This window comes from Cellvibrionales bacterium (assembly GCA_016713115.1).
In the GTDB taxonomy this organism is placed as follows: domain Bacteria; phylum Pseudomonadota; class Gammaproteobacteria; order Pseudomonadales; family UBA7239; genus UBA7239.
Genome location: JADJPU010000001.1, coordinates 771,677 through 784,578 on the forward strand (window position 1 = coordinate 771,677; position 12,902 = coordinate 784,578).

14 protein-coding genes and 1 pseudogene are annotated in these 12,902 nt (G+C 54.1%); 6 read left to right on the top strand and 9 right to left on the bottom strand.

Annotated elements, in window-relative coordinates; all coding sequences use genetic code 11:
- Positions 1-7: 7 nt before the first annotated feature.
- Positions 8-844 carry an autoinducer binding domain-containing protein gene (locus IPK30_03770; GenBank protein MBK8102411.1) on the bottom strand — a complete coding sequence of 279 codons (837 nt, stop codon included), beginning with the start codon at positions 842-844 and terminating at the stop codon, positions 8-10.
- A 203-nt stretch (positions 845-1,047) separates the two neighbouring features.
- On the opposite strand from IPK30_03770, the gene IPK30_03775 reads away from it, so the two are divergent.
- Complete coding sequence (locus tag IPK30_03775) at positions 1,048-1,710, top strand: hypothetical protein (protein ID MBK8102412.1); 663 nt, start codon at positions 1,048-1,050, stop codon at positions 1,708-1,710.
- Positions 1,711-1,939: 229 nt separating this feature from the next.
- Positions 1,940-4,774 carry a thrombospondin type 3 repeat-containing protein gene (locus IPK30_03780; GenBank protein ID MBK8102413.1) on the top strand — a complete coding sequence of 945 codons (2,835 nt, stop codon included), beginning with the start codon at positions 1,940-1,942 and terminating at the stop codon, positions 4,772-4,774.
- A gap of 84 nt (positions 4,775-4,858) precedes the next feature.
- On the opposite strand, the gene IPK30_03785 is transcribed toward IPK30_03780, so the two are convergent.
- The 5 genes from IPK30_03785 to IPK30_03805 form a co-directional block, all read right to left on the bottom strand.
- Positions 4,859-6,052: a methionine adenosyltransferase gene (locus IPK30_03785; protein ID MBK8102414.1), complete on the bottom strand. Its 1,194-nt coding sequence runs from the start codon at positions 6,050-6,052 to the stop codon at positions 4,859-4,861.
- A 30-nt stretch (positions 6,053-6,082) separates the two neighbouring features.
- Positions 6,083-7,102 (bottom strand): metalloregulator ArsR/SmtB family transcription factor, encoded by a 1,020-nt coding sequence (locus tag IPK30_03790; protein ID MBK8102415.1) that lies wholly within the window; start codon positions 7,100-7,102, stop codon positions 6,083-6,085.
- Positions 7,103-7,207: 105 nt separating this feature from the next.
- Positions 7,208-7,648, bottom strand: a complete 441-nt coding sequence (gene secB, locus IPK30_03795) for a protein-export chaperone SecB (protein ID MBK8102416.1) — start codon at positions 7,646-7,648, stop codon at positions 7,208-7,210.
- A 22-nt stretch (positions 7,649-7,670) separates the two neighbouring features.
- On the bottom strand, positions 7,671-7,931 hold the full coding sequence (gene grxC, locus IPK30_03800) for a glutaredoxin 3 (GenBank protein ID MBK8102417.1): 261 nt from the start codon (positions 7,929-7,931) through the stop codon (positions 7,671-7,673).
- A 2-nt stretch (positions 7,932-7,933) separates the two neighbouring features.
- Entirely contained in the window at positions 7,934-8,344 is a 411-nt protein-coding gene (locus IPK30_03805) for a rhodanese-like domain-containing protein (GenBank protein MBK8102418.1), read from the bottom strand.
- Between the two features lie 94 nt (positions 8,345-8,438).
- On the opposite strand from IPK30_03805, the gene IPK30_03810 reads away from it, so the two are divergent.
- Both IPK30_03810 and IPK30_03815 read left to right on the top strand, forming a co-directional pair.
- Positions 8,439-8,723, top strand: coding sequence for a DUF1778 domain-containing protein (locus tag IPK30_03810; protein MBK8102419.1), 285 nt, complete (start codon positions 8,439-8,441; stop codon positions 8,721-8,723).
- A complete protein-coding gene (locus tag IPK30_03815; GenBank protein MBK8102420.1) occupies positions 8,711-9,007 on the top strand; it encodes a type II toxin-antitoxin system RelE/ParE family toxin in 297 nt (98 codons plus the stop codon). The genes IPK30_03810 and IPK30_03815 overlap by 13 nt, the downstream gene beginning before the upstream one ends.
- A 3-nt stretch (positions 9,008-9,010) precedes the next feature.
- Here IPK30_03815 and IPK30_03820 read toward each other — a convergent pair whose 3' ends face one another.
- The 3 genes from IPK30_03820 to IPK30_03830 are packed head-to-tail and all read right to left on the bottom strand — an operon-like array spanning position 9,011 to position 11,054.
- The gene (locus IPK30_03820; protein MBK8102421.1) at positions 9,011-10,036 is read right to left on the bottom strand and encodes a class I SAM-dependent rRNA methyltransferase; all 1,026 of its coding nucleotides are present in this window, start codon (positions 10,034-10,036) and stop codon (positions 9,011-9,013) included.
- Between the two features lie 20 nt (positions 10,037-10,056).
- The gene (locus IPK30_03825; protein MBK8102422.1) at positions 10,057-10,641 is read right to left on the bottom strand and encodes a glutathione S-transferase family protein; all 585 of its coding nucleotides are present in this window, start codon (positions 10,639-10,641) and stop codon (positions 10,057-10,059) included.
- Between the two features lie 11 nt (positions 10,642-10,652).
- On the bottom strand, positions 10,653-11,054 hold the full coding sequence (locus IPK30_03830; GenBank protein ID MBK8102423.1) for a VOC family protein: 402 nt from the start codon (positions 11,052-11,054) through the stop codon (positions 10,653-10,655).
- A 104-nt stretch (positions 11,055-11,158) separates the two neighbouring features.
- On the opposite strand from IPK30_03830, the gene IPK30_03835 reads away from it, so the two are divergent.
- Together IPK30_03835 and IPK30_03840 are read left to right on the top strand one after the other, a co-directional pair.
- On the top strand, positions 11,159-11,632 hold the full coding sequence (locus IPK30_03835; protein ID MBK8102424.1) for a MaoC family dehydratase N-terminal domain-containing protein: 474 nt from the start codon (positions 11,159-11,161) through the stop codon (positions 11,630-11,632).
- A 94-nt stretch (positions 11,633-11,726) separates the two neighbouring features.
- Positions 11,727-12,895, top strand: a pseudogene (locus IPK30_03840) (acyl-CoA dehydrogenase family protein).
- The last annotated feature ends 7 nt before the right edge of the window (positions 12,896-12,902 follow it).

The window sequence follows — 12,902 nt, forward strand, 5'->3', positions numbered from 1 at the left end:
GCTTTTTTCAAATCAAGCCATGCATCATGGCGATATTGGATAAAGCGTGCCCCGATGCATTGGGCTGATTGAATTTCTTTCGGATCGCTTTTAAGTGAAACGCCACGGTTTCAACCGTGACATGATTGATGCGCGCCACGTCTACATTCGAAGCGCTTGCATGCTCTGCAAATACCGTCAAAATTTGATTTTGTTTTTTGGTGAGCTGGATAGATTCGCCACCTTGTATACGAAAAGATTTGCCGCAACTGTTGCAGCCGTGTGTCAAATTCATCGCCTGACTTAACAGCGCCACCAAGGAAAAAACTTGCTGCGGCAAAATTTTGGCGGCTTGCGCTTCTACTGTCTCTGGATTTCTGCTGGTTCCCAAGCTGATAACAAAGCGATTGAGCCCCATCACCAACATCATGTAAAAACCACCTTGAATATCGTGCTGCTCGGCATCTTTAGACAGCGCTTGCATACGCTCCAAATAAAAAGCCGTCTCTCTGGCGGCTACCTCTCGCCAAGCCTGCTGCCAAGTACCAAACACCACTTTATTTTGATCCGCTTCCTCAATCACTCTCACTACAGGGTCATGCAGGTAATAGCGCTTTGCTTCGTACAGCATCTCCCACGCTTTAGGAAAATTACTAAAATTGATGCTGAATGACAGAGGAAATTCGCCGTGATCGGCCACTTCTTTGTGCCAACAGGTGAAGCGCACATATTCAAATCCCATGATGCGTGCGGCATCGTAAAGCGAGCGCTCCAACTTGGCGATACAGGGCAACATATTTGTCGCGCCCATCGGTTTTTCGCACACCAAAGGCAGGTTCGTCACAAAATTTTCTAACTCAAGCATACAAACCTCTTCACTCGCACTGTGAATGCTTCTTGTTATCTTCCCTGCATCGAGTATCCACGAGTTACTGCCAAATGGGAACCCGCTCCGCACCTTCGCCTTTCGAAATACTACCCACCTAAGTAGCTGTCAACTGCACGCCTCTCGCCCATAACTAAGCCAGCCGTCACTTCCGACGGTTTCCTTATCTTGGAGGCACCACCATGTTGAACCATTCTGTTTTTACTATCGACACTTACACCGGCACGCAAATCCCCGCCGCGCTGCTCAAACAATTCGGCCGTTTGCGCTACGCCTGCTTCGCGCAGGACGATCCCTACGTTCAGATGAACCATCAAGACAAAACCGAGTTGGATCATTTTGATACGCGCCCCACAACACTGCATGTGTTAGTCACCAGCAAACAGCCCAAGCGCCCCAAACAATTGGTCAGCGCGATTCGACTCATTCCCACGGTAGAAGATTACGATTTAGAGCAGCCATCGTGGGGCTATCTCACCCAGAACCTCACGCTACCCAAAGCAGCAGATGTTGTGGAAGGCAGCCGTTGGGTGGGTAAAAGCAGCCGAACGTATGAGGGTGCACTCTCCACCGCACTGCTCATGTTGCAACTCCATCAACTGGCGCAAGAACACGGTTTTCAACAACTCATCCGCGTGATTGCCGCCAAAAGTGAAGCCTGGCTCAACAAGCGGCAAACCGATGTATACGCCGCTTCACACCGCCACAACACCGAGCGCGACGGCGACATTCTCGTCACCACCATGGCGCTGGATCAGCAGTTTGTCAGCGCAGCAAAAAACTTGATGTTGCAGTCGATGGACTTCGGATTGGTCAAGGAAATTGCCGTTGTGCGAACCGCATAGCTACAAAAAACAAAAGGGAAATGGATTTCCCATCTATAAAAAATTTAATTTTTTGACAGAAAAAACCACAAACCACCTTGGCGGGTAGTAGCAAACCAGAAAAGTCAGGTATACGTTTGTGCTACGCACTGGGAATTCCCACTCTCAAAACGCATAAGGAATATTTATCAACAAATAAATCAGTCGTTTTTTAAAAAATTGTTATCAGTGGTGTAAAAGGAGATTAATCATGAAACCATTTTTAAAAAAATCCACAAAGAAATTTCTGGCGTATTTGCTGTTTATGTCGCTTTCTATGATTGTGACGGCTTCTGTGTTTGCAACGCCAGCCATTACAAGTGTCACGGTTACCGACAACAGCGCCGGCACTTGGAGCAACGGTTTACTGAACTGTCAAACTCTTGGGCTCTGCGTCGACGTAACAATCCATGACAATCTGTTGCTATCTCGCCCCAATGGCAGAAACGAGTGGGCATCCTCCACCACGCAAAATTTTTCCACTACTGAATTTGAAACGCATTACGCCAATCAATTGCGCTCCAGCGCAGAACTGCTATCCGCATTGCTAACCGTGGCATCTAATTATTTGCACTACCATCCGAAATACACCGTCACACTGAAAATTACAGGAGCGGGAAATTGGACGCTAAATATGTCTCTGCTGCGCAAAGGCACCATGCAAGTGATTCCACAAGCCAGCCAAACCACACAAATTACCGTGGGCAGCGTATCCACTGCACTGAGCGGCGCAACACTGAGCAGTGGCAATTTGACCCTGCCGACTGCCGGCACTTTAAGCACAAACGGTACGATCAACGTCGATCAAAATAACAGCGGCGTTATTTCTGGCAGCGGCGATGCCACCATTGAATTCACCGTCGCTTACGATATTGATGCCTACACCACAGGCGCGCTGTTATTGCCGGGCTCAGTCTGCTGGGAAGGCGGTCACGCCAACCAAGGTGCCGATATTGAATGCGACCCAGTGGACTCCGCCCTGCACGGCCTATTTTTGCGCGGCACGCTGCTTCCTGATACCGATGGCGACGGCGTAATAGATGCTTCGGACAACTGCCCCGCAGTCGCCAATGCCGATCAACTGGATACCGACCATGACGGCGACGGCAATGCCTGCGACAACGACGATGATGGCGATGGCACCGATGACGGCACCGACAACTGCCCATTGGTGAGTAATGCCGATCAACTGGATACCGACGGCGACGGCATCGGCAACGCCTGTGATGCCAACACTGACGGCGATGGCGATGGCATTGATGACGGCACCGACAACTGCCCATTGGTGAGCAATGCCGATCAACTGGATACCGACGGCGATGGCATGGGCGATGCCTGCGATACAGACAGCGACAACGACGGTGTAGGCAATAACAGCGACAACTGCCCGCTGATTGCCAACTCGGCGCAACTGGATACCGACAGCGACGGCACGGGCGATGCCTGCGATACCGACAGCGACAATGACGGTGTAGACAACAACAGCGACAACTGCCCGCTGATCGCCAATGCATCACAAACCGATACCGACCATGACGGCATTGGCGATGCCTGTGACCTCGATGACGATGGCGACATCGTGCCGGATGTCATCGACAACTGCCCGCTGGTAGCCAATACCAATCAGATGGACAGCGACGGCGATGGCGTAGGTGATGCCTGCGACGGCATGCCCAATACCCCCGGCGTTCTCATGAGCGCATGGGGCGAAATGCAGCGCGACACTTACGGCTTTGCTGTCGCCAATGCCGGTGATGTCAACCATGACGGGTACGACGATATTGTGATCGGCGCTTATCGCTGGGACATCGTCAAATCAGCCACACAGAAAAAAACGCTAAAAGATGTGGGCAAGGTGTACGTCTACTCGGGTTTAGACGGCTCCACGCTGTACACCTTCAAAGGCACGAATGCTGGTGACTGGTTCGGCTACAGCGTCGCGGGCGCGGATATTAACGGCGATGGTTACGCCGACATTGTGGTAGGCGCCCCCCGTATTGATCTAGTCGATAGCGCCACACACAAACGCATGAAAGACACAGGCGCTGTCTATGTTTATTCCGGCTTGGACGGCAGCCTGCTCCGTACGTTTAGCGGCACAGCAGCAGGCGATAACCTCGGCTACGCCGTGGCCAACGCCGGCGATGTGGATGCCGATGGCGATACAGATGTGATCTACGGTGCACCCAAAGCCAGCCCCAATGGGCTCAGCCACGCGGGCATCGCCGTTGTGCGTTCAGGCGCCACAGGCAGCGAGTTATTTCACATCAACGGCAGTATGAAAGGCGGCCTACTCGGCAGCGCCGTTCAGGGAGCAGGCGATACCAACGCGGATGGACACGATGATGTCATCGTCGGAGCGCCTAGAAACAGCGCACCCAATTCGCTCACCGCCAAATCCATGAAAGCGGCGGGCACGGCTGCCGTCTACTCCGGCGCTGATGGCAGTGTATTGTTCTCTATGGCAGGAGAAGCGGCAGGCGATCTGTTTGGCTCCGCCATCACCGGCGCTGGTGATCTCAACGGCGATGGAAAAGCCGACGTAGCCGTGGGCGCTTATCGCCACGATCCCGCCAATGCACTGACCAACAAAAAAATGAAAAATGCGGGCGCGGTTTACGCTTACTCCGGTCTTGATGGCAGTCGCCTGTTCAAAATTAATGGCGAAGCCGCTGGCGATATGTTTGGCTACAGCGTTGCCGCGGGCGGTGATCTCGATCACTCCGGCCATGCAGATCTGATTGCTGGCGCCTATCGCCGCGACAAAATCAATCCCTTGACGGGCAAATGGCTGCGCGATGTCGGCGCTGTTTATGGCTTGGATGAAACCGGAAAAAAACTGTTCGTCATTGCCGGTCAATCGCCCAAAGATTATTTCGGACAAGCACTGGCCAGCATTGGTGACATTGATGGCGATGGTTACGCCGACATGATTGCCTCATCTCCCCCAGCGGATAAACGCGACCCTGCCACGTTCAAAATGGTGAGAGATGTGGGAAAAATGGCTGTTATATCAGGAGCACAAGCGATGACGATAGGAAAATAATCTCGCCCCTATCGGCACGCTGCACAGCGCAACAAGATCTGAAGCCTCGCAGGTCTTGTTGCGCTACCGCAAGAAACAACTGACTTATTTCAAACCCGCCGCATCGCGCAACGCATCCGCCTTGTCGGTTTTTTCCCAAGTGAACGCGGTGTGCTGCTTGCCGTTGTACACAATTTCCACCGACTCGCGACCGAAGTGTCCATAAGAAGCGGTAGGACGATAAATCGGGTGCAACAAATCCAACTGCTTGGTTAAACCGTAAGGGCGCAGATCAAAAAACTCGCGCACTAATTGCACAATTTTTTCATCCGACACTTTGCCGGTGCCAAAAGTGTTAATGGAAACCGATGTCGGTTCTGCCACACCAATCGCGTAAGACACTTGAATTTCACAGCGATCTGCCAAACCAGCGGCGACAATATTTTTTGCCACATAACGGCCGGCATACGCCGCCGAGCGATCCACTTTCGATGGGTCTTTGCCGGAGAAGGCGCCGCCGCCATGGCGCGCCATGCCGCCGTAAGAATCGACAATAATTTTTCTGCCGGTCAAACCACAATCGCCCATCGGCCCGCCAATTTCAAAACGACCGGTAGGGTTGATGTAGATTTTGGTTTCTTTCGACATCCACTGCGCAGGGATGACGTGTTTGATCACCAAATCCATCACGCCGTCGTGAATATCGCGATCGCTGACATCGGCTGCGTGCTGTGTAGACAACACAATCGCATCCACCGCAACAGGTTTGCCATTTTCATAGCGGAAAGTGACTTGCGATTTCGCATCGGGGCGCAACCACGGCAGCAAGCCGGATTTGCGCGCTTCGGCTTGGCGCTCCATCAAACGGTGCGCGTATTGAATCGGCGCTGGCATTAACACATCGGTTTCATTCGCCGCGTAACCAAACATCAAACCTTGGTCGCCCGCGCCTTGATCTTCTGGCTTGGCGCGATCCACACCTTGCGCAATATCGGGCGATTGCTGACCGAGTAAATTTAATACACCGCAAGTGCTGCCATCGAAATACACATCCGAACTGTTATAGCCGATGTCGTTAATCACGCCGCGAATAATTTTTTCGTAATCAACGACTGCTGTGGTGGTGATTTCACCCGCCACCATCGCCACACCGGTTTTTACCAGCGTTTCACAGGCCACACGCGCGTATTGATCTTGATCGAGAATCGCATCGAGAATCGCGTCAGACACTTGGTCAGCCATTTTGTCTGGATGCCCTTCGGAAACAGACTCAGAAGTAAAAACGGAATATTCAGACATAAACAACGCTCCTGTGACGAAACAAAAAAATTAAATGGAGTGGATGGAAACCGGCAACTTGCGCGCCGCATGAATTTGAATTTGAAAACCATTGCGCAACGCCAAATATTGGCTGTGCTCGCAAGCAAAACCGGATTGCGCCAACCAAGTGGTTAATTCACTCGGCTCAAAACCCAGCCAAATATCACCGCAAGATTCGCGCACCCAACTCTGTTGGTGGTGTGACAGCTCGCACACTAACAACACCGCTTGCGCGGGCAATACGCGACTGACTTCCGCAATCACTTCCGCTGGCGAGGGCGTGTGGTGCAACACCATATTCAGCACCACGCAATCGGGGTGAAAATCTGCTGGCAGCTCTGCAATTTCACCACAGCGCAGTGCCACATTTTTTAACTGCTGCGCCTGCACATACTCTGCGGCCTGCGCCAGCATCGGTGGGTTGTTGTCCAACGCGAGCACTGCATCAAAACGCGCCGCGAGTTCGCGCAAAAATTGTCCGTTGCCGGGGCCAATTTCCAAGGCCTGTTTGCGCGATGGCAGAGGTAGGCGATCTAACAATGCCGCCACGGCTGAACCGTACAATTCGTAATCTGCAATTTGTTCCTGCTGTTCGCGAAACAGCGCGGCGTTTTCCGCAAAAAATTGTCGCGAGCTGACGATGCGCTCTTTTTGCACTTGCACTAGACGTTGTGCGATGTCGGCATCCAGCAACCAGTTATCCACATAGGCAAACAGCGCCTGCTGCATGTCTACGCGTTCGTGCGCGGCGCTGTCGCACTCAGCTGCTGTGCTGCGGCGATAAAAAATGGTGTTGCCTTCGCGCCGCGTCACTACTAAACCAGATTGCAGCAAAATTTTTAGATGGTGACTCATACCGGACTGCTTCACAGCCAACAGCGCACATAACTCTTGCACGGCGAAGGAATCCTGCTTCAACAGGCGCAACACCAGCAGCCGCAGCGGGTCGGCGGCGGCTTTCAAGTAGCTGGCCAGATGCAGGCTTTCGCTGCTGGCATCAGAAGTTGGAGGAGTGGAGCGAGGCAACATGGCTGTAGCGTTTTGCCGGTTCAGAATTGATCGGGGCGACGATACTAGCAGAGCCTCCAGCTATATCAAAGTTTTTTGATATAGCCTCGTGCGCGATGTGGAAACTCAGTGGGTAGTGACAGCGTCCTGTGCGGATTGCTGCAGCAGTACATCAAAATTGACCGGCGGCAATAACAGCGGCGGCAGCGAAGCTTGTTGCAACAAACTGTCGATCAACTGGCGCGCATACGGGAACAGGATGGTCGGGCAATTGACCGTCGTGACCTTGCGCAGCTGCTCTTCGCTGAAGCCGCGTGCACCAAAAATACCGGCCTGTTGCACTTCCACCAAGAACAAAACTTGCTCCGCCTCTTTCGCCGTGACGGTGACGGTCAATACCACTTCGTAGTGATCCTCTGCCACCGTGGTTACAGCTGTGGACAGCTCTTGTTCGATAGACGGCTTGATCTGTTTATTGAACAGCGCCACGCCCTGTGGTGATTCGAAAGACACATCCTTCACATAGATGCGCTGAATACCGAACTGTTGTTGTGCTTCGTCTGCCATAAATAATCCCAGCTTGCGTTTATCAGTGAGTGAGTGCCAACAAGCCATCTAGCTCGCCAGCATTCTCCAGTGCATGTAAATCGTCGCAGCCGCCGATATGGCGCTCGCCTATCCAGATCTGCGGCACGGTGTTGCGCCCTGCACGGGCGGCCATCTCGGCGCGCAACTCGCTGTGTCCATCGACGCAGATTTCATCAAACACCACGCCTTTGCTCGCCAGCAGCGCCTTGGCGCGGCGGCAGTAAGGGCAGTAATCGGAGGAATAAATCGTCACGCCAGCCATGTTCAACCGCCTTTAACCACGGGCAAGTTGGATGCCGTCCACTCGCTCATGCCGCCGTTCAAGCGCGACACTTGGTAGCCCGCCTGCATCAGAGTGCGACCGGCCGCGGCGCTGTGCTGACCCATTTTATCCACCAGCACCAGCGGGCGCGTTTTATCCAAATCCGCCATGCGCTCAGCGAGCTTGGCGTAGGGAATGTTCAGCGCATCCACCACATGCCCTTCGCGAAACTCTTTCGGCTCGCGCAAATCCACCACGAGGGCGTTGGCGTTGTTCACCTGATGCGTGAGCTGATGCACGGACAGGCTACTCCCCGCGCGGCGGTTTTCGTTCCACATGAAAAAGCCAAGCAGTGCCAGTAACAGAGAGACCAGCATCCACTGCTGACCAAGAAAAATAAGAAATTGGGTCATGGTTCGATGAGGGGCATTTTTTCAGGGAGCGGCAGTATACACGGCTGGCTCAGTGTTACCATGGTGTCACCAGTTCACGGGGAGTGAAGCCGCTATGTCTACAACATCTCTCAAGCTACCCGAAGACATCAAACAACTCGCCACCGCCGCCGCAAAGCTGCAGGGCATCACGCCGCATGCGTTTATGGTAGATGCCATTCGCACCGCGGCCACCCACGCTGAAAAGCGCGCGCAGTTTGTTGCCGATGCCATCGCATCCAGAAAAGAGGCTATTAAATCCGGCAAGGGATACACGGCAGACGAGGTTCATGCTTACCTGCAAACGCGCGCGCAAGGCAAACCCGCCGCGAAACCAAGGAGCAAATCTTGGCGCGTCTGATTTATGCCGAGCGAGCACTGACTGATCTCGACCGATTGACCGACTTTCTCCTGCAAGCCGAACCGGTCGCCGCCGCAGAAACCATTGCCCTTATCACCGAGGCAGTGCAGATACTGGAGAATCACCCGCTCATCGGACGCACAGCAGAATCAGAACTCAGAGAACTCGTCATTTCGCGCGGAAAGTCCGGCTATCTAGCACTGTATAGCTACGAACAAAACGAAGATGCTGTGTTGATTCTTTCCATCCGACACCAGCGTGAAGCGGGATACATTTCCGAGTAACTCTTACACTTTCATTGCACGCAAAATGAAGCCTTTCAAATAACGCTCATCGGCCTGCTCGTCCAACCAGTTGGGAAAGCTGGAGGGCTGCTCCAAACGCTGTAAGACCTGCAAATGGCACTGACGCTGCTGCGCAGCTTGCAGCAAATCTTTTTCATACTGCGCCCACGAAATTTGTGCGGAGTTAATGGATGTCACCAATAATCCGTTCGGTGCCAACACACCCAACAGCAACACATGTAGTGCTGTTAAATCTTTGGCTGTGGAAAACACGCCTTTTTCACCGCGCGAAAACGAAGGCGGATCCGCAATCACCATATCAAATGCCGGCTGTTTGCCCTGCGCGATCTCGCGTTTCAAACGCGGCAACCACTCGAATACATCGCCAGCTATCCAGCGCGCTCTGTCATCGCACAAACCATTTAATTCGCCATTTTCTTGCGCCCAACGCATTGTCGCTTTTGATAAATCCAGCGTAGTGACATGCGCCGCACCACCCAGTGCCGCCGCCACCGACAAACTGCCGGTGTAGGCAAAAGTATTCAGCACGCGCAGGTTTTTACTGTTGCCAATTAACCAAGCACGCAGCGGCGCGTGATCTAAAAATAAGCCCGGATGTTTTACGCCGTGCATCTGCACGCGATACTGCGCCGAGCCTTCATGCACTGTGCAATGCGCTGCTGGCGGCTCACCAAACAAAACCACAGGATCGTGAATCGTGCCTTTGCGTGGTCTGATCTGCAACACCGCCGAAGCAAAATGCTGGCGAAAAAAATCACACAGCGGCTTTTGCAGCAGTTTTTCAAATTGTTGACGATCAGTGTCGTGCACTTCCCACAGCGTCACCCAAGCGTGCTCACCAAAGCGATCAACTGAGAGGCTTTTCAATAAAGCACTCTCTTGGGAACCGTCATGCAATACCTCGCCCGCGCCGTGAAATACGCGCAGCGCATTGCTATCTTGCAAAGCAGCGCAGGCCGCGCGGCGCGCCCAAGCGGCACTCAGAGCTTTTTCAACAGCAGTAGACACAGAATTTTCCGCGCGAAAATTTAAGCAGTAGGCGGCGCTGTATCAACAAAGTGCGGATAGCCGCGCAAATCTGCCAATAACTTCTGCAATGCTGGAAAACCCTCCAGCGATAAGCGTTTTCTGTACAGTGCCCAATCGAGAAAACAGGCGATGCGCAATTCAGCTTCACTAAAAGGTGCCGACGAAGAAAAGTGCAACTTGTTTAACTCAGCCAAACCCGTTTGCAAGCGCGACTGCTGGCGTGCCATGTACACACTGCTCTGTGGGGTTACGCCGTCTTTTTCCAGATAAAACAAATTGATCGACGCATCCAACAATGTATTGGCCATGCAAAAATTATCGAAATCTGCCAGCGTATTTTTTGCATCTCCGAAAAAAGTTTTGCCGGATTTTTCGCGGATATATTTCAAAATAGCACTGGAATCGCTCAGATGTTTTTCCTGCTCGTTTTCCGTGTATTTCAAAAACGGTACTTTTTGCGTGGGCGACAGCGTGGCGCTGGCGGCAGCATCCGTTTCGACAAACGCACAAGGCAAACCACTTTCCAACAAAGCAATACGAATGTGGCGCACATAGGGTGAGGTAAAACTGCCGTAAAGTTCCATGCTATTTCCTCTCAACCCGCACAAATAAATTCAACATAGTTGCCATCGGGATCTTGCAACTGACAGCAACGCACGCCGGGGCGCAGTTCGCGAATATCCACCGCTATCGGGCTGCCGAAGGCTTTGCAATCCGCAACCACTTCATCGAGATTGCTGATGTTGATGGTCAAATAGCGAATGCCATTGCGCGAGGCAAACGCGCCGCCTGCCACTTGTTCAATCGCGTTATCTGCCGCGACGATGCGCAAAATGCTGTTGCCACAAACGAGGCGGTGAATGGTGCCTAAGCCCGGAAACGGAATCGACGGCTCTTGCACTAAACCCAACACATCGCGATAAAACGCGAGCATTTTTTCGCCGTTGTTGGTGATGATGCCGACATCGAGCGCTTCTTTTGCGAGGGTAACAGCCATAACAATTCTCCTGTGTGAAATACGGCAGCGTTGCGGAAATGTGCAGTGTAACGGCGGCACCGGCTCAGGATAAACTGAGCGCCCTTTTTGTGGATGCAACCACTATGTCTGTTGCCGGCTTTCATCCGGGGCCTCTGGCCTACTTTGAGGATATGACACCCGATTTCGTCGCCCGCGCCGGCGGCTATCTCGTCACCGAGGCAGAAATCCTCGAATTCGGTCGCCGTTTTGATCCGCAGCCTTTCCACACCGACCCCATCGCGGCCAAAGATTCCGTGTTCGGGCAGTTGGTCGCCCCTGGCACGCTCATCATCTGCGCGCGCTCGTGGCTGGTGAACAACCTCGACCGCTGCCCCGCCTACTCCGCCGGCCTCGGCGTGGAGCACATGAACTTGCTGCTGCCTGTCTGCGCGGGCGATGTGCTGCGGCTGGAGATTCGCGTGCTGGAGGCGCGACCGTCGAAATCTCGCCCCGATCACGGCATCGTCACCTGTAAAAACTTAATGTTTAACCAGCGCGATGAACTGGTGATGGAACTCACGCCGAAGATGTTGGTGCGCTGCCGTCCCGCTGGCTGAGCGCGTATCAGACCACCCGCCCCGTGGTATCATCGCCGCCCGTTTTTCAGCCCATCTTGGCTGATGCCCGCTGTCCATTTTTGCGAGATTGCCCATGGATTTAGCCTACACCGACCAACAAAAAGCCTTTCGCGCTGAAGTGCGCGCGTGGCTAGCCGCCAATGTGCCGCAAGAACCCCTGCAATCCTTTGATACCGCTGAAGGTTTCAAACAACACCGCGCATGGGAGGCCAAGCTCAACAGCGGTCGCTGGGGCATGGTGACTTGGCCGGAAGCCCTCGGCGGGCGCGGTTGCGATTTGATCGAATGGCTGATTTTTGAAGAGGAATACTGGCGCGCGGGCGCACCGCTGCGCGTGAACCAGAACGGCATCTTCCTGCTCGGCCCCACGCTGATGGAATACGGCACGGCCGAGCAGAAGAAGACTTCCTGCCGAAGATGGCGACCGGCACCGAGGTGTGGGCGCAGGGCTGGTCTGAGCCGGGCGCGGGCTCCGACATGGCGGCCATCCGCTCCAAAGCCGAGCTGACCGAAGACGGGCAGCACTACATCGTCAACGGGCAAAAAACCTGGTCCACGCGCGCGGTGTGGGCCGACCAATGCTTCGGCATGTTTCGCACCGACCCCAACTCCAGCCGCCACCACGGCCTGACCTTCATCCTCGTGCCGCTCAATCTCCCTGGCATCACCGTGCGCCCTATCCCGCAGTTGGACGGCCTGCCCGGTTTTGCGGAAATCTTCTTCGACAATGTGAAAGTGCCGGTGGAACGCCGCCTCGGCAAAGAGGGCGAAGGCTGGCAAGTGGCGATGGCTACCGCCGGTTTCGAGCGCGGCCTGATGTTGCGCTCGCCCGCCCGCTTCCAGAACACTGCGCGCCGTTTGATGGAGTTGTACAAAGCCAACCGTGAGTCGGCCGACCGCGACCCCACCGTGCGCGATGCGGTGACCCGCGCCTACTTGGACGCCGAAGCCTACACCCTGACCACCTACCAAACGGCCTGCCGTTTGAACAAAGGCGGCAAGATCGGCCCTGAATCCTCCACCAACAAAATCTTCTGGTCAGAACTCGATCAGCGCATGCACGAAACCGCGATGAGCATTTTGTCGGCGCGCGCCGAATTGCTGCCGCACGCACCCGCTGCGGCTGGCGTGGGCACTTGGTTGGACGGCTTCCTGTTCGCGCAGTCCGGCCCTATCTACGCCGGCACCAACGAAATTCAACGCAACATCATTGCCGAGCGCATGCTCGGTATGCCGCGCTAAGGGAGGC

Coding starts and splice junctions, on each gene's coding strand:
- IPK30_03805 (MBK8102418.1), bottom strand. CDS start 8,344: ATGACCCAATTTCTTATTTTTCTTGGTCAGCAGTGGATGCTGGTCTCT.
- IPK30_03770 (MBK8102411.1), bottom strand. CDS start 844: ATGCTTGAGTTAGAAAATTTTGTGACGAACCTGCCTTTGGTGTGCGAA.
- secB (MBK8102416.1), bottom strand. CDS start 7,648: ATGGCAGACGAAGCACAACAACAGTTCGGTATTCAGCGCATCTATGTG.
- grxC (MBK8102417.1), bottom strand. CDS start 7,931: ATGGCTGGCGTGACGATTTATTCCTCCGATTACTGCCCTTACTGCCGC.
- IPK30_03780 (MBK8102413.1), top strand. CDS start 1,940: ATGAAACCATTTTTAAAAAAATCCACAAAGAAATTTCTGGCGTATTTG.
- IPK30_03790 (MBK8102415.1), bottom strand. CDS start 7,102: ATGTTGCCTCGCTCCACTCCTCCAACTTCTGATGCCAGCAGCGAAAGC.
- IPK30_03810 (MBK8102419.1), top strand. CDS start 8,439: ATGTCTACAACATCTCTCAAGCTACCCGAAGACATCAAACAACTCGCC.
- IPK30_03775 (MBK8102412.1), top strand. CDS start 1,048: ATGTTGAACCATTCTGTTTTTACTATCGACACTTACACCGGCACGCAA.
- IPK30_03785 (MBK8102414.1), bottom strand. CDS start 6,052: ATGTCTGAATATTCCGTTTTTACTTCTGAGTCTGTTTCCGAAGGGCAT.
- IPK30_03830 (MBK8102423.1), bottom strand. CDS start 11,054: ATGGCTGTTACCCTCGCAAAAGAAGCGCTCGATGTCGGCATCATCACC.
- IPK30_03825 (MBK8102422.1), bottom strand. CDS start 10,641: ATGGAACTTTACGGCAGTTTTACCTCACCCTATGTGCGCCACATTCGT.
- IPK30_03835 (MBK8102424.1), top strand. CDS start 11,159: ATGTCTGTTGCCGGCTTTCATCCGGGGCCTCTGGCCTACTTTGAGGAT.